The organism is uncultured Algibacter sp. (assembly GCF_947487605.1).
Classification (GTDB): Bacteria; Bacteroidota; Bacteroidia; order Flavobacteriales; family Flavobacteriaceae; genus Algibacter_D.
Map to the genome: position 1 here is coordinate 129,913 of NZ_CANKXK010000007.1, position 24,480 is coordinate 154,392.

Below are 24,480 nucleotides of genomic sequence, written 5' to 3' on the forward strand. Positions count from 1 at the left end.
TTGTAGAACAAAAATTCTTATATTTCTTAAAATTTCCAAGAATTGAGAAAATTAGCTATCATATTATGGTTTTGCTTATTAGTTCCCAGCATAACTATGGGTCAAGAATATTATTTCAAGCACTATAAAGTAGAAGATGGGCTTTCTCATAATACGGTAACCAGTTCTATACAAGATGAAAATGGCTTTATGTGGTTTGGCACTAAAGACGGCTTAAACCGATTTGATGGTTATTCGTTTAGGCTTTTCCAAAACGATCCCAAAAAACCAAAAAGTTTACAAGGCAATTATATTGAATCCCTCCACGAATTTGATGGCACTATATGGGTAGGTACGCATAATGGACTATCTAGTTATAATGAAAAAAATGAAGAGTTTGAGATTTTAGAAGAAACCTATACAACTAATATTAAAGACATTGAAAACGACAACAATGGAAACTTATGGTATATAGCCTCTGGAAGCTTAAATAAATATAACACTAAAACCAAAAAAAATCATGTTTACCCAAAAGAACAATACTTTCGGGCCACAGCAATTGTTAGAACTTCAGATAATCAAATTTGGGTAAGCTCTATTAACCAATTGTATCAATATATTGAAGCAACCAATTCATTTAAAATTTACCCCCTAAATGTTACGGAAGATGTAAAGTATCCATTCAGAATCCACTCGCTTTTCAATCTAAACAAAGACACTATTCTTTTAGGAACACACAACCACGGCGTACTTTCTTTTAATTTAAAAGACACGCAAATTAAAAATATGTTTCCTAACTTAAAAAGCCCTATTTATGTAAAGGATATTGCCTTGAATGGAGAACATGAATTATGGATAGCCTCAGAATCGGGCATTCACATTTATAATTTAAAAACTCATAGTTATACCAACCTAATAAAAGATTACAACGATCCCTATGCGCTATCTGATAATGCTGTATATACCTTAACTTTTGATAAAGAAGGTGGCATTTGGGCGGGTACATATTTTGGTGGAATTAATTATCATACCATAGAATACTTACCTTTTAAAAAATTCTTTCCAAATGCCTCTAAAAACTCTATTAGTGGAAATGCTGTTAGACAAATTTGTTCAGATAAATATGGAAATATATGGATTGGAACTGAAGATGCTGGCTTAAACAAATACAATCCCAAAACAGGGATGTTTACCAATTATAAATCGAAAAGCAAAGGTGGTATTTTATCGCACCATAATATTCATGGTGTTTTACCTGTAGATGATAAAATATGGATAGGTACTTTTAATAATGGCTTAGATATATTGGATATAAAAAGTGGACAGCTAATTGGGCATTATGACAAAGGTGAATCGCATAATTTACTAGATAATTTTGGTTTTTCATTATATCAAACTCGAGCAAAAAAAACTATAGTAATTTCACCTTCAGCTATACAGTGGTACAACCCAGAAACTAAAAAGTTTTCCCACCTTAATGGGTTTCCAAAAAAAAATATTTACACCTGTTTATTAGAAGACAATGAAGGTGTAATATGGGTAGGTACAAATTTTAATGGATTGTATTATTACAACCCAAAAACAAATGAAAAAAGACACTTTAAACGTACTAATAATGACACCTTAGCTATAAGTAACAATAATATTAATAACATATTTCAAGATAGTAGTAATAGAATATGGATTACTACTGAAAATGGATTAAACCTATTTGATGATGATAAAAGAAAACTAAAAAAATACGGTGCAAAAGATGGTTTTCCAAGTAATGTATTTTATTCTATACTTGAAGAAGACACTAACAAACTTTGGATATCAACCTCTAATGGATTAGTTGCTTTTAATACAGAAACTGGCAACAAAAAGATTTACACAAAATCAAATGGCTTACTAACCAACCAATTTAATTACAACTCCTCTTATAAAGCCCCTGATGGCACCATGTATTTTGGTAGCGTAAATGGTTTAATTAGTTTTAACCCTAAAAACTTTATAAAAAAGGATTTTACACCAAAAATATTCATAACAGGGCTTCAAATAAACAAGCAAGAAGTTATTGTTAATGACACTAATTCGCCTTTAAAAAAATCGATAACCTTTCTAAATAAGCTAGAATTGAAACCAAATGAATCTTCTTTTAGCTTAGGTTTTGCTTCGTTAAGTTTTAATGGCTCAGAAACAACAGAATATTGGTATAAAATGAAAGGCATAAGTGATGCATGGATACCATTAAAGAATAACCATAGTGCTCATTTTACCGAATTACCAGCAGGCTCCTATAGTTTTAGCGTTAAATCTTTAAGCTATAATGGGGTTTGGAGTCATGAATCACCTCCATTAAAAATTGAGGTTTTACCTGTTTTTTGGAAAAGCAACATAGCCTATGCGCTCTATTCTATACTCACTTTACTTCTTGTTTTCTTTACTATGCATTACTATCATAAGAGAACTGAATCTATAAATCGTCAAAAAATAAAAGAATTTAGTAATAAAAAAGAAAAAGAAATTTATCAATCTAAAATTGAGTTTTTCACTAATATTTCTCATGAAATTCGTACACCTTTAACATTAATTAAAATTCCTTTAGATAAGATTATAAAATATGCAAATAACAACCCTGTTATAAAGGAAAACCTCTCCATAATGGAGAAAAACACATCACGTTTATTAGATCTAGTAAACCAATTATTAGATTTTAGAAAAACCGAAATAGAAGGTATAAGCCTTACGTTTGTAGAAACAAATTTTACAGCCTTAATAAAGAACACACATCATAGATTTACCGAAGCTATAAAGGATAAAAATATCGATTTTAAATTAAATTTTAAAGCTAAGGACATATATGCCTTTGTAGATGCTGAAGCTGTAAAAAAAATACTTAGTAACCTCATAGGAAATGCTATTAAATATGCACAAAACCAAATTAATGTTACCTTATCTAGCACTGATGAATTTTTACAGTTAAAAATTCAGAATGATGGAGAACTTATTCCAGAGCATCTTCATAAAAAAATATTTGAACCCTTTTTTAGAGGAACAGAAGATGAAAATCTAACAGGAACTGGCATAGGTTTATCATTAGCATATACATTAACCGAACTTCACAATGGAAATTTAACCCTAAATATAGAAGGAGAAAAATGGAACACCTTTTTATTAAAACTACCTATTCATCAAGAAAACGAATTTAAACTACAGGGGCAGAATGATATAAATGAAAGTGACTTTTTATTAAATATAAACGAGGACTCAGAAGAAAACCCTAATAAAGCAAAAATTTTGCTGGTAGAAGATAATATAGATCTATTAAATTTTGTTGCAAAAGACCTAGGTGAGCTTTATAACATTTACAAAGCAACCAATGGCTCTGAAGCTTTAAAAATTATAGAAGATAAGAACATTCAATTAATAGTAAGCGATGTTATGATGCCAGTAATGAGTGGTTATGAGCTCTGTAAGGCTATAAAATCAACATTAGAAACCAGTCATATTCCAGTTATATTCCTTACTGCTAAAAACACCTTAAATGCAAAAATAGAAGGACTCGAATTAGGTGCTGATGCCTATTTAGAAAAACCTTTTTCCATACCTCATTTAATAGTCCAAATAGATAATTTATTGGAAAACAGAAAAAATGTTTTATCACATTATACAAGTTCTCCTTTAGCACATCTTAAAAGTATTGCCCTTACGGAAACCGATGAAACTTTTATAAGCAAACTAGACAAAGTAATTTTGGATAACCTTTCAAATAGAGAATTAAATGTTGATACTTTAAGTGAGATTATGAACATGAGTCGTTCTACACTGTATAGAAAAATTAAGGAAATGTCTAATCTAAGTCCAAATGAACTTATTAATATTTCTAGATTAAAAAAAGCTGGTGAGTTATTAAAAAAAGAAGATTATAAAATTTATGAAGTTGCAGATATGGTTGGATTTAACTCTCAAACTAGTTTTGGTAGAAATTTTCAAAAGCAATTTAATATGACGCCTACAGAGTATAAAAATAATTTAAGTAAAAATCCTGTTTAGCAGTTTGGTTTTTTGGTAGAAAATTAACCGTTTACTTGTTAACTCTATTTTAGATCTCTAAAAAAACAGCAGTATCTAACTGCTACATTTTTGTAGATTGTTTTACCAACTAATTTCAACAAATTACTACACAAATAATTATACTATTTCTCGTTTAAAATGATCGAAATAAAAAGATCTTTTTATTTTACAGTACTTTCAATAATAAAATGGTATAAAAAACCTCTGGTTAAAAAACCTCTGGTTAAAAAACCTCTGGTTAAAAAACCAGAGGTTTTAAACTAAACTAAATTACTACTCTACTAATAAAACTAATTCAAATAAAATTATTGTTTCTCTTTTTAAACGTTATTCTGATGTCTTTTCTGTTTAGAAATTAACATCTAGTACGTTTAGGTATTTAAAAACCTAGCTATTATTGTATTTTAAATCCTTCAGGGTTTTGCTTTATTTTGCTCGTATTAATCGTTTCTTGAGGTATTGGAGCAATATAATTGGCTTCTGTTGGCTGTCTTACTAAAGCTATTTCCTCGGTTGGGTCTCTTCTTAATGTAACCTCTTGTACTTTTTCAGTTCTTACAAGATCGAACCATCTCTTGTACTCTCCTGCTAACTCCCATCCTTTTTCCGCAACGATTTCATCAGCGGTCATAGTCGCTACATCTACAGAGCCATCTGGTACATTATAAGGCAATCCCATCGATCTTCTTTTTACTTGGTTAAACGCCTCAATAGCTTGGGCATTTGCTCCAGATGCTCTGGTCTGAGCCTCTGCATAAAGCAATAATACCTCGGCATACCTATATACTTCTACAGCCCTAAAACTAAAAAGTTTATTACCTAAATCTTTTCGCTCTGCAATATTAAATTTACGATACATAGGGTGATTTCTTTGAGACTCTGGCCATGGTTTTGTTTCACCTGTTTCCGTCACTTGACCACCTCCACCTACTCTTTGGGGTATCTCGCTGTAAAAAGTAATATCTTTTCTAAAACCTTCGGGAAAATCAATAAAGAATTGCCTTTCTGGATAGGCATCTGACCAACCACCTGCAGAATGAAAATGAAAATTCTGAGGCCCTATATATCTAATATCCTCTGCTTCTGAAAACTGAACTGCAAATATTGATTCTAAGCTGTTCTGGTTTTCTTGCTTCCAAAGCTCATCAAAAGGAAGTAAGCTATAATAATTCATATCGATAACATCTTTTGATTTTTGAGCCGCCATAGCATACTTAGAAGCGTCTTTTACTGGCCAGCCACCCCATGTTAAGTATAAATCTGCCAATAATGTTTTAGCCCCTGCTAACGAAACTTTACCGACTGCTGTCACATTTTGTGGTGCAGGTAAGTTTGCCTCGGCAAATAACAAATCTTGTTCTATTAATTGATAGTTTTCCAGTACTGTAGCACGTACTTCATCTCCAGTTGGAGCAACGCCATCAACAATTATTGGCATGTTGCCCCAAGATCTAACCAAATGAAAATAAGCAAGTGCTCGTAAAAAACGTGCTTCACCTTCAGCTGCTAGAACCAAATTTTCATCGGCAGTAGAGCTTTTTAACCCATCTATAACTGTATTTGCAAAATAAATAGTTCCCCAGTACTGATCCCATGTATATTGTAACCATGGATGAGAAGAACTTTCTCCATTGCCATAATCAAACCTGTCAAATATTCTAAAAATTTCTTTATTACCACCCCACCAAGTTGTAAGATCATCTGCTCCATAAGTTATACATCGTTGCCTATGTGATTCTCTATAGGCTTCCATCATGCTTCTATAGGCTGGTGCCAAAGCGGCATCTATGTCAGATTGAGTATTTAATGACCCAATAGAAAATACACCACTTGTGTCTTCTTCTAAATCTAATACACAAGAACTTAAAAAGAAAGTCAATGTAAAAACCAGACCAGTCATCATTTTATATTTGTTCATTTTTTTCATAATATCACGTATGTTTTGAGTATTGTTAAAATGTTAATTGTAGTCCCGCTGAAAATGTTCTACTTATGGGGTATGTGTCTATATCAATTCCAATATCTAAATCTGCACTATAATCGCTTGAGCTTCCTGAAGCGGTTGATTCAGGGTCAAATCCAGAATAATCTGTAATTATAAACAAGTTTTCGGCACTTAACCTTAGATTAAGGCTTTTGAAAAATTTACTATTAGCAAGATCAAAATCATAACTTAAGGTTATATTCTTCATTGATATATATGATCCGTCTTCTAAAAATTGAGTTGAAAGCGTTTCGGTTCCACTTCTGGTTGCAGGAATACTATTGCTAGGGTTATCGACCGTCCAACGATCAAGATAATCTGCATGTGTAGCATGAAATTGTGCAGAGCCTAAAGCCAGCATTTTCATACGGGTAAAATTATAAATGTCGTTTCCTTGAGACCCTGTAAGCAGAAAGTCTAAATTGAAATTTTTGTATGAAGCTGAAAAATTCCAACCAAATGTAAAATCGGGATTTCCATCACCAACAATGGTAATATCATCTGCTGAAATAACACCATCTGGAACGCCATTTGGACCACTGATATCTCTATATTTTGCTTGTCCTGGTACACGTCCAAAATTTGCAGCTTCTGCTTCTTCTCCAAGTTGCCATATGCCATCAAAAATAAAGCCCCTGAATGAACTAATTGGTTGACCAACCTGAACTGCTGTAGGATTTGCAGGAAATGTGCCTGTAGGTCCTCCGAATCCAAGTTCTAAAAAGTCGTTTTCTCCATCCAGCGCAAGCACTTCATTTTTATTACTTGACAACGTAAACGTGGAGCTTATGTTCCAATCATCATTCCTAAATAATGTGGCACCAAGAGTTATATCAATACCTTTATTTTCTACTTCTCCTACATTTTCAAAAACAGATGTTGGTCCTACAAAGGCAGGCAATGTTTTTAATACAAGTAAATCATCTGTTTTTTTATGATAAAAATCGACTGAAAGATTAACTTTTGAATTCCATAAACCTAAATCAATAGCAAAGTTTCGTTGCGTAGTTGTTTCCCATGTTAAATTTGGATTTGCTAACCTATTTGGTGCTGCAACACCTACTGTAGCGCCATCTCCTCCAAACGGATAATTAACATTTGCTCCGATTATAGGTACTGGTATTGTAGCAAGTGGTTCAAGAGCTTGACTTCCAACTTGTCCGTAACTAAATCTAAGTTTTAAATTACTTATAGCACTAACGTCTTTAAAAAAGTCTTCATTAGAAACTTTCCAAGCTACCGAAGCAGAAGGAAAGTACCCCCATCTATTATCTTTTATAAACTTACTCGACCCGTCTGCACGTAAAGAAGCGGTGAATAAATAACGGTCAGAAAATGAGTAATTTACTCGCCCTAAAAACGATTGAATACTTTGACTAAATGAATTGTTTTCAGTTCTTTGAATAGGTGCTAATGCAAGGTTACCAAACGTAGTTTGATCTGAAAAGAAACCGCTTCCAGAAGCTATAGTTATATCTGTTTGTGTTTGCTGTTGTTCGTGCACTAAATCAACCCTTAAATTATGTTTTTCCTTTTCAAGGGCATAGGTTAACCTATTTGTATTTTGGAGGCTAACATCTTTTCTGTTTTCTACCGAAGCCCGAGCATTATTGCTTATGATTATAGAAGTATATCTATTTCTAACTCTGTCAAGAGTATTTAAACCTCCTAAGATATTAAAAGTAAGATTTTTAGCTATTTTAAAATCTACGTCTCCATTAATGTTAAACCTATCATCAAAGAATTCTCTCACATTGTTTTCTGGAGCAAGCAATGGATTATTGCTAGCGTTTCCAACACCTGGTTTAATAGTTGCAAAAACATAATCTCCATTATCATCAAATGCGGGAGTTGTTGGGTCTCTACTCAAAGCGGCAAAAAGATCAGCACGCTCACCCACGGTTTCTTCACGACTGTAACTCGTATTTAAACTCAGTTTGATTTTTGGAGAAACTACGGCATTCATATTTCCTCTAAACGTGTATCGCTTATAATCTTGATTAATAACGGTACCATCTCTATCTAGGTAACTTCCAGAAACAAAATAATCAACATCGTTGTTTCCGCCACTTACTGATAACTGTGTATTTGTAAAATAGCCTGTTTTAATAAGGCGGTCTTGCCAATTTTCACCTCCGTTGATTCTAAGATCTTCAATTTCACTAGCCGAATAGACGTCCATTCCTTCTGCAAAATTAACCCCTTCAGCAAACTGAGATGCGCTCATAAGAGGTAACTCTTGTATCAAATTTGAAATTCCTGAAACAGCAGTGAGTTCTATTTGAGCTTTACCTTTTTTACCCCTTTTTGTAGTTATAAGCACGACACCATTGGATCCTCTCGATCCATAAATTGCTGTTGCAGATGCATCTTTAAGTATTTCCATCGATTTAATATCGCTCGAATTAATAGATGAAATGTTACTTAATACAACACCATCAACAACATATAAAGGAGAGTTGTCTCCACTTATAGAATTTGATCCACGTACACGGATTTTAAATCCGCCTCCTGGTGCACCACTGGTTTGTACTACAGATACACCTGCAGCTCGACCTTGGAGGGCTTGATCAATTCGTGTAATTGGTTGTTTCTCAAAATCCTTCGCAGATATTGACGAAACGGCTCCTGTAAGATCACTTTTCTTTACAGATCCATAACCAATTACCACGACTTCATCTAGTGATTGGGTATCTTCTTCTAATACAATATTAATAGTGGTTTTCCCATTAACTTGTACTTCCTGTTTTATAAATCCAATATAGCTAATAACCAAAGTAGCATTAGATGCTACATTATTGATGGTGTAATTACCATCAAAATCGGTTTGCGACCCGTTAGTAGTCCCTTTGACAATAACACTTGCCCCTGGTAAAGTTGCATTATCTACAGCCGAAGTTACTACACCGCTCACTGTAATATCTTGTGCTAGCAAAACAGTACTGGATGTAAACGATATGATTAGAATTAAAATTCTAATCAGCTTAGTGTGTTTGAGAAAGTTTTTTTTCATAATTTCAATGTTTGACTTAGTTAATTTGTTAGTTTTAATGGTTTTTAAGTTTTCATTTTTTTAGAAGTAATAACCTTACATTACAATCTAGCTTTTAAGTATTTCTACCAAACAAAAAAATGATACAGCAATTAAATTAAAAACAAAATGATTCGTTCTACATATTGTGTCAATTTCTCATAAATACTAATCAAAATTTATGTATTTAATATATATAGTCAGTTTAGAGTGTGATATTCTAAATATTGTAGTAAATGACCTAATTAAAAATCTTAGATTATTTGAATAAGGAACTTTATACGTCATTATATTAGCAGGTTGTTCTATTTGCCTATAAAAACTTTAACCAAAAAGAATTACTTGATGCTTAGTGATAATGTCCCCGATGAATTTATCATTATTAATAATGCGGCAATCTAAATACTGAATATTGGTTTTTAACTAAAGTAAAATCTGTATTCAACTTTATCTGATGTAATACTATTTCTAAAATATTGAAATCGCCTTGACTTTTCCTTGCAACCGAAAGAAGAGAAAGTTTGTTTATACAGGATACTCATTAAAAAGCATAGTATGGTTAGAGATAAAAAAAAGAAATAATTATCGAATTTTATACATTGTCTAGAAAATAGAAAAAAGCAAGATTAGTTAATCACTATCTAAACTATAATTTAATAGAGTTTTGCTTTCTATATAACTTTCTTAATTAGAAATATCCCTGATTTTTTTAATCAATTCTACTTCGGTTTCATCATAGGGCGTACCGTCTTTTCTAAAAACATCATGAAACCATGGGTCTGGTTCTTCTGTAAATTTTTCTTTCCAAGAACTCCATGGGTAAATAGTTTGTGACTTCCCATCAAATAGCCCCCAATGTACAGCTCCTACCTTATTTTTATGTAATAAAGGCAGTGTATTTTGAAACGTAGATTTAGCAGAACGCGCCATATATTCTGTACAGAATATTGGTCGATTATATTTTTGTAAACCCGCAATCATTTTTGCAGTTTCTTCTGGTGCACTATAAGAATGAAATGAAATAACATCAGATTGTTCTATACTAAGTATTTCAATATCATCAGGCTGTTCTATCCAGTTAGGGTTACCCCAAACACCCGCTGTTAGTGGTTGTGAAGGGCTAATTTCCCTAGCCCATTTAAACGTTTTCTCTAACAGCTCCCTAGTACGGAGCAGTTTCTCTTCTTTTGGTAAATCTGGAGCTTTACTTCCGCCTCCAAAATTACCAGCATTAGTATTATCTGGTTCGTTAAATAAATCCCATACTAACACTCTAGAATCGTCCTTGTATCTTGAAATTACTGCTTGAACATACCCTTTTAATTCATCCTGTTTATTAGAATCTTCAAGAATTTCTCTACCTGGAGATTGCACCCACCCAGAGTTATGTACTCGTGGATTTGGCTCGGGTTGTTTACCTGCTTTTGGATACGGATTCCAAACACCATCAAAAATAACAAACATGGTATATATGTTATGTTTACTAGCTATTTCTAGGTATTTATCTACATTTTTTAAAAAGCCTTCAGCATCTTGTTTCCAAGCTAAATCGTGCAAAAACACACGCATTATGTTAAAACCATTTTGGGAAGCAATATTTAATTCAAAATCAATTCTTTCTGGATCAAACGTATCATTTTGCCACATTTCTAATTGATTAATTGCAGATGCAGGAACATAATTTCCCCCCATAGTATAAGGAATAGTATCATACCAAGTATTCGCCTTTTCTTCGGTCCATCTCGCTCCTAACTTTACAGGAGATTCCTCTACAGAAGATTCCGTTTTTACTGCTTTTTTACATGATGAAAAACTTAAAACAGCTATAATAAATACTGTTTTAAAAGTGTTTTTGGTAGTTAATCTGAAATTCATAATTGTTGTTTATTTTTTTGTTACAACCAAATTTTAGCTTTATGGAAAAATCTAGCAAAGCATCTTTCATTTTTTAGCTTAAATTTTTTACGGATAGCATCTAACAAACTATTACTGTTTTATACAGCAAAAGAATATTGAAGTAACAATTACCTTTAAATGTTCAACTAAAATGAAAAATTAGGACGTACCAATTAAATGAAATTTTAAGAAAATGATTCTACATATTGTGTCATTTTCTCATAAGTACCAATCAAACTGGGGATATTTAATCCTTTTATAAGATTACATGAAAACTATGCAATCTATATTGTTAAATTCTTTTTGGACTAAACACAAGAAGCACAAACAAGTTCACTGCTAATTATTACTTCACAATAATTTTCCAGCTAGTACCTTTAGTTTTAAGAATGTAAATCCCCGTAGTAAGATTAGGGATTTCTAATTTGGTTGTTTCATAAGCTTCAATAAACGTTTGCTTTGTTGGGATGTACCTACCTTCTATACTAAACAGTTCAAAACTAGTATTAATAGAAGTATGCGTTATAGAAAGCTCAGATAAACCCTGAATAGGATTGGGGTATAAGACCATACCGCTTTCTGTTACAGGCGTTTTTTGGAAATACCCAAGGGCTTTGTTAAAAGCATCAATGCCTATTTTTTCGCCAATGATTCTACCAGGGATATCGTCTGCAGGAGGATGTATCCCACCCCAAATTCTAGATAAACTACATTGGTCTGAAGCATCTCTATACGTTGCCCATTGCAAGACCACATCTGTAGAAGGCCCTTGTTCAAATACTAAAAATTCATCTTTCTTCGCAACAAATTCTCCCATACCATTAGGGAAATATTCGCTTCCTGTTAATAGCGTCATAACCTCTGCTGCAGCTCTGGAATAGGTGGAGTGACCAGACACATAGCCTGCAAAAGGTGGTGTTACAAAACTTGGGCGTTGGTAAGGCCACCAGTTATCAGCCAAGATCCAACCAACACCAGCTTCATCTGTAGCAGTATTTCCTATAAAATCATGACCTTTCCATGCAAATAACTTTATTTTTCCTATATGTTCATTATTCCTTCCTGCCAATGGGTCTCCTTCTCCTACTACTTCAATATAATCATCAATTAGGGAGATACCATTTGCATTAAAATTGGGTAAGTTTTCATTGGTGCTTTGTCCTTGACTTGCCATGTATCGTATTGCAGAAATGGGTCTGATATAATCATACCAACCCTTTATACTCCATGCTGATATGGCTGCATCATGCATAGCACCTCCCAAAGTAAAATAGCTTTTTACATCCCACTCCAAAGGTGTTAATACTTCACCCAAACCCTGTAACTTTTTAGTTAAAGCCGGATGATCGCTTACATAATTAAGAATGGTAAACCAGTGCCCAGGAGGGGTTTCTGAGTCTGGACCATCTGCCCAAAACTCTGCAAGTACCCTTGTATAATCTCCTCGGGGAACCATTTGGGTTTCATAAGGTGTATTGGTTATTGGATTGGTAGTATGTCCTGTACTAATATCACCACCATCAGTGAAATTGTAAAACTGGTCGAAACTCGCATAGCTAGACGGAAAATTTTCAATAGGAATGTTGCCAATAGATTTTGGTGAAATATCCCAAAGCACACCATCATACGGATTTAAATGCGCACTCCATACCGATACCATTGAGAACCCCCATTTATAGGCTTCAGTTGATTCTGGATTGGAACTCGTGATGTAAGGAGGTGCTGAGGGGTCATTATAAACCAGATAATCATTCCCATCTCTATTATATGTTACTACTTGCTCATTAGTCATAGCAAAAGGCAAGACATTACCCCATTCGGGACTTAAAAAATCTATAGAGGACCCTTCAATAAGGTTTCCGCTTTGATCTATATAGGTATCCAAACTTAAAGATTGCCATCTGTTAGGATCTGTAATGCTTGGGTTACCCGCCAATTCAGGAGCCAAAGTACTATTTACTGGTTGATAGTATGTATTCTCATATTGTGTTTGCTCATTTGATCCATCTGTTATACCATAAGTAATATAACTTTCGGCTATAAAATTCCCTAAGGCTGCGGCATCTCCAGTAGTGTAATCTGTAAGGCTTATATTTTTATCATAACCCAATTGGTTCATAAGTAAATCTAATTTAGCCAAGGTCGCTTCTGCGTTGGGGGAGTTTTTAAAACGATGGGACAATAATCTGTAAGCCGCATAACTAATGGCTTTATTTAAAACATCTTTTGAATTTTCATTAGAAGCTTCAAAGCCTGAAAATGTATTGTTAACGTTATTCAGTGTATTGCCAATAAGATAGGGTTTTGTATGGTTTACAATAGCCCAAGCATCATACATAGCAGCACTGATATGAAACAGGTTTCTGGCATGTACTGTAGGTCTTGCATAATCTCTACGAATGGCATAGAGTAACGCCTCGTTCCAAATTCTTGCAATAGAGGTGTTTTGATTCAGGTTTTCTAGTGATGATAGATTCACATTAAGCACTACATCTTCTGATGCACAACGACTGTTGCTAATAATGGCAGATACCGTACCTTGTACTGCTTCAAAGCCCCAGGTGACTTTAATACTATTGGTACCTTGTCCTGAAACGATGTCTCCGCCTTCTACATGCCAACTTATGCTATTGCCACTTGTTAACGGATAGGTATAAACTTCTGTATTTAAATAGGTCGTATTGCTAACTCCCGAAATGCTTGAATTCTGGTCTAAATACACGCAAGACCCATCATTTACTATAGCATTAGGGTTGTAATTACAGGAGTTGGGGTCTGTACAGCCTTTTTCTTTTTGGGTATCAAAATTGAGTTCGGTATAGCCTTGTCCTTCTACTGCTTTGATATGTGAATTATTAGATACCCCTTGGTGGGATTCCTGTAAACCTGATGGCCATTGTATATCTAAAGACACCACATCAGCATCCTGAGGGAGTCCAAAATGTACAGGCTTTAAACTCTGACCTAAAAAACCAACACCATTATAGTATCTTTTAATTTGACCGTTTGAGGTATGTAACGTTAAGATCGTGCCTATGGCATCTTTATTAGACGCTGTGCCTTCTAAAGACACCTTAAACCACTTTAAGTTAGTATTATCAGGATCAATAATGGTTCTGTTTTCAAACAAAGTGGAAACACCATGGGCGTTGGTAACAAAAACATCAAGGTCGCTATCGTTATCATAATCAAAATCTAAAGCTTCAACGCCTATTGTAAATTCTTCTAGACCGACTTCTTTTTCTGTAAAAGTGTTTTCTGCATCCGCGTAACGGTTTTCATAATATACATTAAATTCAGCATTTCTATTGGCAGTATCATAACCATTTACAACAAAAAGATCCTCATCACCATCTAAATCAAAATCTGCAAATTTAGTACCCCAAGACCAGCCTGTATTAGCTATATTGTTTGCCGTTGCATTTTCAATATAATTATTAGAACCTGTATTGGTTAGTAAAAAATTAAGGTCAATTGTGGTTATAAAAAAATCAAAATTTCCATCGTTATTATAGTCTCCTATGGTGATACCCATATCATCTCCTTTGGTATCTATACCATAATTTCTAGCATCATTACTAAATGTACCATCACCATTATTGATAAACAATTCGTTAGGCTTGTTAAAATCATTGAGCACATACAAATCCATCAGCTTGTCAGCATTAAAATCAAAAGGAAATGCGGTAAAACTAGGATATATTGTGTTTATATTTAAGTTAGATTGTATCGTAACATCTGTAAACGTACCATCTCCATTGTTTTTGTAAAGGGTATTGCCTTGGCAATCTTGTGGATTATTTACAGCGATATTGTCTAACCAGTTACTAATATAAAGATCCAAATAGCTGTCATTATCATAATCAAACCAAGTAGCACAGGTATTGCCACAGCCGTTATATTTATCAAGTCCCGCTTGATTGGTTACCTCAGTAAAGGTGCTATCGCCATTGTTTTTAAAGAGCTGTATTTTTCCGAAGTGCGTAAAGAACAAATCTGGAAAACCATCGTTGTTGTAATCGCCCCAAAACACGCCATATTTATACCCTGATAAGCCTTCATAGTCATCATAATCGTTCAGTTCAGACGATGAAAACTGGTTGTTAAGGTTTGCCTCAAGAGTAACTTCTGTAAAGGTACCATTACCGTTATTTCTAAATAAGCCTCCCCAAGTTTCAGGAAAATTATAATCGTCAAGCTCTTTGGTAACTACATATATATCCAAATCATTATCACCATCGTAATCGGCTACAGCTACACCATTATTATGACTGATTTGGGTGGAGAACACCTGATTAAAAACAGGTAAAAAATCTTGACTATGGCACAGACCATTACAGATTAAAACAAAAATAATGAGATAAAAAGTCTGGTGCTTGCGCATATTTTGGTAAAATATTATGTTTTATAACTTTAAAAAAATCAACATTTAGGTTTTCTGTTTGATTCTATACTAATTTTTATCAGTCTATATATTTAATACAATTTAATTCTTGCCTGCCCGTTTACAGGCAAGAAAATTTCTAAGTAAAATGGTTTTTAATGTGTTGTTAGTAACTCATCAAACAATTTTGTAAGCACTTCTTTTTGAGAAGGGTATGGTGCCTTCCCATCTACAATATTGCCATTAGGGTCAATCAATATAAAACGAGGAATACCCGATATGTCATATTTTTGAATAAAGCTTGATTTCCAATCTTTATCTGCAAGCAGTTGAATGCCATCTAATGCCTTGTCTTTAACTATTTTTCTCCATTTTGGGCGATCCTTTAATTTATCAATGCTCAAACCAACAAATACGATATTCTTGTCATGGTAAGTTTTTTCAATTTCCTTTAAATGTGGTATTTCAGCTTTACAAGGTCCACACCAACTTGCCCAAACATCAATGTAAACGTATTTTCCTTTTAAGTCGTCAAGAGACGTTGTGCCTCCTGCATAGTTTTCGTAATTGACGAATTTAGGAGAGGGTTGCCCTTTAGCGGTAACAATAACTTCATTGTATTTTTCTGTAATTTCTTTATTATAAGCTTCATTTGTGCAATTTTCCATATACATAGTGTATAAAGTCTTGAGATCATTTTTGGAAAATGGTCTAAATTCAAGTTCAGCAAATTTAAACAATAACACATTTTTGGCTTCTTGGTTGGGGTTAGCTAATATGGATTTTATGTAGGCTATATTGTAGTCTAGCGTATCATTTTTACTCATCTGCTCCTGAGCCATTTTTCTGCAATGCCTTCTGGCCATCCTTAAGTAAACTTCTGAGAATAATAAATCTTCAGCATTGGTATAATCCAACTTTTCTAAGTCCTTTAAAAATCCTTCCGAAACTTGGTAGTCTTTATCTTTGGCATAATAACGGTAGCTACTTTCATAAAGGCCTAAAGTGAACAGGTATTCATAATCAATACTTCTTTTTTCTTTGGTAACATAATCTTTAGGAATGTCTTTGTAAGACCCCAATAATGCCAGTTTATCTGCTTTTATTTTTGCAAGGTTTTCTTTATACTGGGTTTCATCTGATGAAAAGAACTTTTTGGGGTCTGAATGAATAGCTGTTCTTTCAATCGCTTTTTTATGAAATGTATAATTATTAATGGCCGATCCTTTTCCAGAAAAAGCCAAGGTGTTATTTACATCCTTTTCATCGAAATTAAGCACAAGATTATAACCATTTTCTAAGTAAAGTGGGATCCTTGTTGGGTCTTCTAAGTTATATCTTCCCTTTTTCAATTTAAGGGTGTCTAAAAAAACACCATCTTCATCTACGTCAATGTTTAAACGAACCAACCTACCGTAGTTAGTTAATCTAAGCATATCCATGGTGTTATTAGTAATTTTTCCTGAAAGGATAACATAATCTACAGGTGTAGATTCTTTTTGATTACAGGACATTAACGTAATTGTAATTAGGCTAAATAAAATAAATATTTTTTTCATTTTTATAGTTTAATGTTGCTGATATTACGCTGAAAAAAGTTTATACCCTTAAAACAAAATTCATTTATTGGGTTCTTGTGTATTCCCTTTTATACCTATTCTGTTTTTTTTGAAAACTTGAATGACTCAATTACATTAGTAAAACTTTAACATTTGTTTTATAAGGGTAATTTCTTTTTCAACGTAAAAGAAACAAACGAAGTAGAATAACTGCTTTTGTATTGTTTGTCTTAATAATATTTATTTGAGTTAGTCAGTCAATAAATAGGTATTAAAAATGATAAAGGGTTGTTTTTAACAGCCCTTTTGCAATATTTAGGTAAGAAGGCGTCGTTTATTTATGTAATCAAAAAAAATTAAACAAAAAAACATGATTAAAAACTTTTTTTTAGTACTCATAGCAGTAACATTTAGTGTAACTGCTACCGCTCAGAAATTAGACTTAAAGGCTCCTTTGCCTTTAGATACAAGCATAAAAAAAGGCGTACTACCCAATGGTATGACCTATTACTTATATAAAACAGATGTGGTAAAAGATGCAGCCAGCTACTACATCATTCAAAATGTGGGATCTATCTTAGAAAATGACAAGCAGTTAGGGCTTGCCCACTTTTTGGAACACATGGCCTTTAACGGTACCAAAGCTTTTCCTGGTAAGGCATTCCTAAACAAACTCCAGAAGAATGGTTTGGTGTTTGGTAAAGATATTAATGCCTACACCTCTTTTGATGAAACGGTGTATAATATTAATAATATGCCAACCACACCAGAACTTTCTGAAGTAGGTCTGCAAATATTGCACGACTGGGCAAATGACTTGCTATTGACTGAAGAAGAAATTGATGCAGAACGTGGCGTTGTTAAAGAAGAATGGCGTACCCGTAATAGTGCCTACATGCGTATTCTTAATGAAAAGCGAAACGCAACATTTGCCAATTCCAAATATGCAGATCGATTTCCTATTGGAGATATGGATATTGTAGAAAACTTTAAATATAAAGTGTTACGCGATTTTTATCACGATTGGTACCGAACAGACCTTCAGGCTATAGTGGTAATAGGAGATATTGATATTGATAAATTGGAAGACAGAATTAAAGCGAAGTTTTCGCCAATTCCAGCTGTTAAAAATCCACCCAAACGTTATACTGTTGAGATAGAAGATCATGAGGATATGAAATATGTGATGGCTAAGGACAAGGAAATTACATCTTCAGGATTGACATTAAATATTCGTTATAAGAAACCTCAGGATAATCAAAGTATTGGCTATTTCCGTGATGTTCTTTTAAACGGGTTGGTAACAGATATGCTAAATACGCGTTTTGACGCACTGTCCAATTCAACAGATTCACCATTTAATACTTCTTTCGCTCGTTATAGTAGTTTGGTAAGAAACCACGATGTTTTTTATTTATACGTAGCTCCTAAACCAGACAAACAACAACAAGCTCTTACTCTTGCTATGAACGAATTGAACCGAGCGGTAAAGTTTGGGTTTGCTAATTCTGAAATAAAAACAGCGATTACTGAGGTGAGTAATAGCTATAAAGATATCGTTGCAGAATACAGCAACCGCAAACACAGTGAGATTATTAATGGCATTAAGAGTAACTATTTAGAGAATGCCCACATGACTGATATTGAGCAGGAATATGAGATAGCTAAAAAACTCTTTAAGGAGTTCACCCAGACTGATTTTCTTAATAAAATACAGGAATTATATACACAAAAGAACAGAGTATTTACTATAACAGGCGTAGAAGGTGAAGAAAATCTAACAGAAGCACAGGTGCTCCAAACAATTAAGGCTGCTGAAAATAATACTGATTTGAAACCTTATGAGGAAGAGAAGGAAGATACACGCCCTTTGATGAGTGGTGTAGATTTGGTGCCTGGGAAAATCGTATCTGAAACCAAAAATGACGCTTTAGGTTTTACTACTTATACGCTTAGCAATGGTATAAAAGTGCATCACAAATTTGTGGATAAAGAAAAAAATGAGGTAAGTTTTGAAGCGGTAAGCAAAGGTGGCGAGTCGTTGATACCTCGAGATGCTATACGCTCTGCCAGTATGTTAGCCGTTCTATCAAGAAACTCAGGCTTGGGTGTATTTTCCAGAGATGAGTTAAAGAAAAAACAAGCGGGAAAAAGCACAGGAAACTATTTTCGTATTCGTGATTATAATGAGTACATAAGCGGATACGCATCAACAGATGATGTAGAAACCCTGTTGCAATTAACCAACCTCAGGTTTACCAAACCTCGATTTACACAAGAGGCTTTTGAGCTTAGAAAAGAGTCATTAGTTGAATTTATTAAAACGTCCCAAAACTACCTACCTTATCTTGTTGAGGGGAAGATAGCTACGGAGTTATACGGCCCTGATAATCCCTATAAATCGCATTACCGAGTAAGTGACCTTGAGACTTTAGATTTGGAAAAAGCGAAAAAGGCGTACAGTGAACGGTTTGGAAACCCTGCAGATTTTGATTTCTTTATTGTAGGTGATGTAACGGCAGATGCGTTAAGACCTTTGCTAGAGAAGTATTATGCCAGTATGCCAACTACAGATGAAAGGGAAACCTTTAAGGAAATAGATGATCTTAACTGGCTTTCTAAAAAATATGATAAAGACATTTATCTGGAAATGGAAACGCCAAAAAGCAAGGTCAATTTCCGTTTAAAAAAGGAAATTCCTTATAGCTTGAAAAACGAGTTTTTGATGGAGACTCTTGGTGGAATTTTAACTTTACGCTATACAGAAACTCTAAGAGAAGACGAAGGTGGCACCTATGGAGCCAACACGCAGGCGTGGTTTAATAAAGAGCCCAAGGCTGAGGCTAATATATGGATACGATTTGATTGCAATCCTGAACTGGCAGATAAATTGGTAAGTGTGATGCATGCCGAAATGAAAAAAATTAGCAAAGGCGACATACAACAAAAAGATTTAGATAAAACGTTGGAGAGTTTCCTTAAGAAAAGAGAAGATAGTAAAAACTCTAGTAGCTATGATTTGGACGCAATAATGCATTACGTATTGGATGGCTATAATATGGATGCTCCAGAAAATTTTGAAGATATTATTAACAATATCACCAAAAAAGATATTCAAGACTTGATGGCTAAATTATTAGAGGATAACCAGACAGCAGAATTTGTTATTAAGCCAAAAAAGGATTAGTAACACCTATTAAAATCGTTTGTTTAAAGGTCTTCTAAATCGCTATTTAGAAGACCTTTTTTTTATGTTAACGTGAGTTCGACATAAATTTCATCAAATTAATTGCATTTATAATTCTGAAAAATAGTGTTTTGTCATATCGACAGAGCGAAGAATGAGCGACGAGATATCTCAGTTTAATCAAAAAGAATTCCTCGACGCTCTGCGTCGGGGTTTCCATTGAAATTGTCATTCCCGTGAAATCGAAGATTCATGAATCCAATGATTTAAATATGAATTAATGAATAAAACGGGAATCTAAATATAAAATTTCGATTTTTGACCATTAAAGTTCAAAATGAAACGAGCGAAATACCCCTGTTCCAAAAACCTTAGGTGGCTACCACTCCGTATGATGAAAACCACCAGAGGCATCATCAGTCCTTTGATAAGTATGCGCTCCAAAATAATCCCGTTGCGCTTGAATGATACTTGCTGTGGAGTTAGCTACGCTATATCCATTAAAAAAGTTTATAGACTCACTTAAACAAGATATAGGAATACTATTTAAAATACATACTGAAATTACTTTTGAAGCACTTGGTTTTAAATGATTAATATGATTCGCAATGGACTTATTTGTTATTAAAGTATCGGTATCTTTTAAAATAGGAATTAGTTCCTCCATTAAGTCCGATTTTATAATACAACCATTCGTCCAAATACTGGCAATAGTACTTAGATTTAAAGACCAATCATAAGTGTTTGAAGCCTGTGAAATTAATTTAAACCCTTGATGATGATTTATAATTCTTGCAAACTGATACGCATTCAAAATAGCATCTAATTCTAAATCGATTTCATTCTGAGTATCATTTTTAAAAAGCTTACTGGCTGCAACACGCTCTGCTTTATAAAAAGAGGTGTATCTGGCAAACAGAGAGGATGCAATCATGGTACTAGGCATACCTAATTCTGCAGTAGCAATAGTTGTCCAGTTTCCAGTTCCTTTATTACCTGCTTTATCAACAATTTTATTGATGAGCCAATCGTTGTTTTCCTTTTTTCGTAAAATATCAATAGTAATCTCTAGTAAATAACTATTTGCGGAAGCTTTCCATGTTTCTAAAATACTTGCAATCTCATCTGGATTATGCCCCATAGATTTTAGTATGCCAAACACTTCGGCTAATAATTGCATTTCTACATATTCAATCCCATTGTGCACCATTTTTACAAAATGACCGCTACCATCTTTTCCAATATAAGCACAACAAGGTAAATCGTTTTTATCCTTAGCCGCAATGGCTTCTAAAAAAGCTTGTACTTGTTTATAGGCATCCATATTACCTCCTGGCATAATGGAAGGTCCTTTAAGTGCTCCTTCTTCTCCTCCAGAAACACCAACACCAATAAAGTTTATGCCTTTTGATTTTAAATAATCGTGACGTGCTTTGGTTTTTTTATAATGTGAATTTCCGCCATCAATAATAACATCGCCTTCTGATAAAAAAGGAATAAGGTCTTCAATAACAGCATCAACAATAGGGCCTGCATTTACCATGAGCATAATCTTTCGTGGTTGTTGCAAAGAATTTACAAAACTTTTAAGATTATCAAAAGGAAGGGCAGAAGCTAGTTCATTATGCTCATTTTTAAAATTAATAGCAACGTTTTCTTCTGTGCCTTCAACATGCCGGTTATACATAGATATTTTAAACCCATTTTGTGCCAGATTTCTACAGAGACTTTTCCCCATAACGCCTAATCCGAATAAGCCAAATTCTGATTTGTTTTTCAATGTATCCATGATTTTGCTAATTATTGTTTTTGGGGGTAATTGAATATTTAATTCTAAAGCCTCAAGAGGTGTTTCCAAAGTATCGAATTGCGATTTTAATAACGCAGGAGGCATAAAATGGTCTTTCCTGTTTTGTAATCGCTCTGAAATCAATTCAAAAGTTCCCGATAAATGAATCCACTTTACGTCCTTGGCAATGTCTTTGCTTAATATGTTTCTGTAGTCTTTTTTCAATGCAGAACACGCAATAATACAGCCTGTAGCATTTAGTTGTGTTTTTGCCAGTTGATTTAATGCTTGTAACCAACCCCATCTATCGTCATCGTTTAGCGGTTCGCCATCAGACATTTTTTTTACATTCGCTTCTGGGTGATAGTCATCGCCATCAAAAAATGGTATTTCAAGTGCTTTGGATAGTAGTTTACCTATGGTGCTTTTACCAACCCCAGAAACTCCCATAATATAAAATACATTTGCCATTTTATAATTTAGCTTTAAATATTTTTATACATCGCTAATTTTCTAAGCGAAAAGGGAGGAAATATAACCTATTTTCAGGAATTAAAATGGTACTATTTAGTCATTCTTGTTACTAAATTGTGATAGTTTTTCTAAGGATGTGATGATTACTAATTCTACATCCATACAAGGTTCTTTTAAAGATTTGATTGAAGTATTAAGGTCTTTTCTGTCTTCATTTGAAAGCTCTTTAGTTTGCAAAGACTTCAATAATAATCGACTTGCTTTTGATACATTTAATGACAAAGGTTTTAAGGCGTTAACCTTTGGATTGTTATTAATTTTTTCAAACTCTGCATAATTTGATGCCCATTTTTTAAGGTATTCTACTATGGGTGTTAGGCTTTCATTACTTACATTTTCAGTAAGTTGATGAACGAGTTTGTTAAATACAAAAGCATCTTCTGCATCGGTTCCACAAGCGTCAGCAAATAGTGTAAAAGGGGAGTATGTTTTGTACTCGGTGCCTCCTTCATTTCTAGTGTATGTCTTTAAGGGTTCACAAATTTTAGATAAATCTACCAATGCTGTAATATCTTGATTGTTGGTCATGCCTCTTAAAATTGCATCTTTATTTTTAATATGGGTAATGCCTAATTCTTCTAATTTATAACTGATATCTTTTAACCGAAGTTTCATGTTTTCAACATCGTTCACTTCCTTTTTAGACCATAAACGTTCTGCAATAGCAGCGGTTCGAGGCCAAATACGAGAATCTATGGTACGTGGCGTTACTAACTCACTCCACATGGTGGCTTCTCCTCCTAAAATGCGAGCGCGTTCCTCGGTAGTTAATTGAATATCACCTATAGGTTCATTGTTATAATGATCTTCTACAGCATACATTAAATCAATATAAAACCCATTAGATAAAACGGTATTATAACCTGCTTTGGCTGCACTAATTAAAGCACCACCTTTTGGTAAACCTTGACGCTCGCCTCTCCATGCATGTATTACTGCTGTTGTTGGCATGTTAGGCGTCATAATTTCATCCCAACCCATTAAGTTTTTTTCTGATTTTTTAAGAATTTTTTCAAGCTTAATGTTGAAATATGTTTGTAAATCGTGGTTGGTTTCTAAGTTGTTTGCTACCATGAAGGCTTGAATGTCTTCATTTTCATCCCAATGTTTTCCTTCGTTTTCATCGCCACCTATATGAAAATAAGCATCAGGAAATAATGCAGCCATTTCAGTAAATAGCTTATCTAAAAACACATAGGTGTCATCTATAGTGGGGTTTAATGTTGGATCGAAAATTCCAGAGTTTCTTTCAATAACGTATTGGGTGTCTTTTTTACTTCCCAATTCTGGATAAGCTGTTAAAAAAGCTGTAGCATGCCCAGGAACATCAAATTCTGGAATGACACGAATTCCTAAGTTAGCAGCATAATTTACGATGTCTTTAATTTGGTCTTGAGTATAAAACAAACCATCTGATGCCAATTCGTGTAACTTTGGATATACTTTAGATTCTGCTCTAAAACCTTGGTCGTCTGTTAAATGCCAGTGAAATACATTCATTTTTACAGATGCCATGGCTCTTAAATTTCTTTTTATGACATCAACTGGATGAAAATGTCTTGAAACGTCTATCATTAATCCTCTCCAAACAAATCTGGGGGCATCTTTTATGGTTACCCCTGGGAAGTAGTATGCTGTAGCGTTATTGGAAGTAAGTTGCAATAAAGTTTCTAAACCCCTTAAAATACCAACATCAGTTTTGGCATGAAGCTGAATGTTTTTGTCGTTTACAGTTAATTCATAGGATTCATCGGTATTAATAGATAAGTCTGAAACACTATCAAATGAAATAACAATAGTTCCATTAGTATTTGAAATAGGGAACCCTTCATCAATAAAAACACCTGTTCGGTCTGCAAGTCGTCTTAAAAAATTAACAGCTGCATTACGAACCCGTCCTTGGTCATTCCCATGAATGGAAATCGTAACGCTGCTATTAATTAAGAAATTTGATGAATTTTGAGTAATGTCATTGGGCCATGGCATTAAATTTAAAGTCTCATTTAGTTTATTTTGAGCATTTAATAACATACCGCTAATAAAGATTATGGTTACTATGGTGTTTTTCATTTTAAAATGAT

The 24,480-nt window shown here is 33.8% G+C and carries 9 protein-coding genes; 2 read left to right on the forward strand and 7 right to left on the reverse strand.

From position 1 onward, the window contains the following. The first annotated feature begins 42 nt into the window (after positions 1 to 42). A complete protein-coding gene (locus tag Q0739_RS09800) occupies positions 43 to 4,014 on the forward strand; it encodes a hybrid sensor histidine kinase/response regulator transcription factor (RefSeq protein WP_298238546.1) in 3,972 nt (1,323 codons plus the stop codon). Between the two features lie 415 nt (positions 4,015 to 4,429). Here Q0739_RS09800 and Q0739_RS09805 read toward each other — a convergent pair whose 3' ends face one another. The 5 genes from Q0739_RS09805 to Q0739_RS09825 all read right to left on the reverse strand — a co-directional run bounded on the left by Q0739_RS09805 (position 4,430) and on the right by Q0739_RS09825 (position 16,889). Continuing rightward, positions 4,430 to 5,962, reverse strand: a complete 1,533-nt coding sequence (locus Q0739_RS09805) for a RagB/SusD family nutrient uptake outer membrane protein (RefSeq protein WP_298238547.1) — start codon at positions 5,960 to 5,962, stop codon at positions 4,430 to 4,432. Positions 5,963 to 5,987: 25 nt separating this feature from the next. Then, positions 5,988 to 9,032, reverse strand: coding sequence for a TonB-dependent receptor (locus Q0739_RS09810; protein ID WP_298238548.1), 3,045 nt, complete (start codon positions 9,030 to 9,032; stop codon positions 5,988 to 5,990). A gap of 702 nt (positions 9,033 to 9,734) precedes the next feature. Beyond that, the gene (locus tag Q0739_RS09815) at positions 9,735 to 10,925 is read right to left on the reverse strand and encodes a cellulase family glycosylhydrolase (protein WP_298238549.1); all 1,191 of its coding nucleotides are present in this window, start codon (positions 10,923 to 10,925) and stop codon (positions 9,735 to 9,737) included. A 367-nt stretch (positions 10,926 to 11,292) separates the two neighbouring features. Then, the gene (locus Q0739_RS09820) at positions 11,293 to 15,330 is read right to left on the reverse strand and encodes an FG-GAP-like repeat-containing protein (protein ID WP_298238550.1); all 4,038 of its coding nucleotides are present in this window, start codon (positions 15,328 to 15,330) and stop codon (positions 11,293 to 11,295) included. A gap of 155 nt (positions 15,331 to 15,485) precedes the next feature. Continuing rightward, complete coding sequence (locus Q0739_RS09825; RefSeq protein ID WP_298238551.1) at positions 15,486 to 16,889, reverse strand: TlpA disulfide reductase family protein; 1,404 nt, start codon at positions 16,887 to 16,889, stop codon at positions 15,486 to 15,488. Positions 16,890 to 17,259: 370 nt separating this feature from the next. On the opposite strand from Q0739_RS09825, the gene Q0739_RS09830 reads away from it, so the two are divergent. Further along, the gene (locus Q0739_RS09830) at positions 17,260 to 20,076 is read left to right on the forward strand and encodes a M16 family metallopeptidase (RefSeq protein WP_298238552.1); all 2,817 of its coding nucleotides are present in this window, start codon (positions 17,260 to 17,262) and stop codon (positions 20,074 to 20,076) included. Between the two features lie 379 nt (positions 20,077 to 20,455). Here Q0739_RS09830 and gndA read toward each other — a convergent pair whose 3' ends face one another. Then, positions 20,456 to 22,336, reverse strand: coding sequence for an NADP-dependent phosphogluconate dehydrogenase (gene gndA / locus Q0739_RS09835; RefSeq protein ID WP_298238553.1), 1,881 nt, complete (start codon positions 22,334 to 22,336; stop codon positions 20,456 to 20,458). 96 nt (positions 22,337 to 22,432) lie between these two features. Continuing rightward, positions 22,433 to 24,469, reverse strand: coding sequence for a family 20 glycosylhydrolase (locus Q0739_RS09840; RefSeq protein ID WP_298238554.1), 2,037 nt, complete (start codon positions 24,467 to 24,469; stop codon positions 22,433 to 22,435). Positions 24,470 to 24,480 lie beyond the last annotated feature (11 nt).

Coding starts and splice junctions, on each gene's coding strand:
- gndA (WP_298238553.1), bottom strand. CDS start 22,336: ATGGCAAATGTATTTTATATTATGGGAGTTTCTGGGGTTGGTAAAAGC.
- Q0739_RS09830 (WP_298238552.1), top strand. CDS start 17,260: ATGATTAAAAACTTTTTTTTAGTACTCATAGCAGTAACATTTAGTGTA.
- Q0739_RS09815 (WP_298238549.1), bottom strand. CDS start 10,925: ATGAATTTCAGATTAACTACCAAAAACACTTTTAAAACAGTATTTATT.
- Q0739_RS09840 (WP_298238554.1), bottom strand. CDS start 24,469: ATGAAAAACACCATAGTAACCATAATCTTTATTAGCGGTATGTTATTA.
- Q0739_RS09805 (WP_298238547.1), bottom strand. CDS start 5,962: ATGAAAAAAATGAACAAATATAAAATGATGACTGGTCTGGTTTTTACA.
- Q0739_RS09810 (WP_298238548.1), bottom strand. CDS start 9,032: ATGAAAAAAAACTTTCTCAAACACACTAAGCTGATTAGAATTTTAATT.
- Q0739_RS09820 (WP_298238550.1), bottom strand. CDS start 15,330: ATGCGCAAGCACCAGACTTTTTATCTCATTATTTTTGTTTTAATCTGT.
- Q0739_RS09825 (WP_298238551.1), bottom strand. CDS start 16,889: ATGAAAAAAATATTTATTTTATTTAGCCTAATTACAATTACGTTAATG.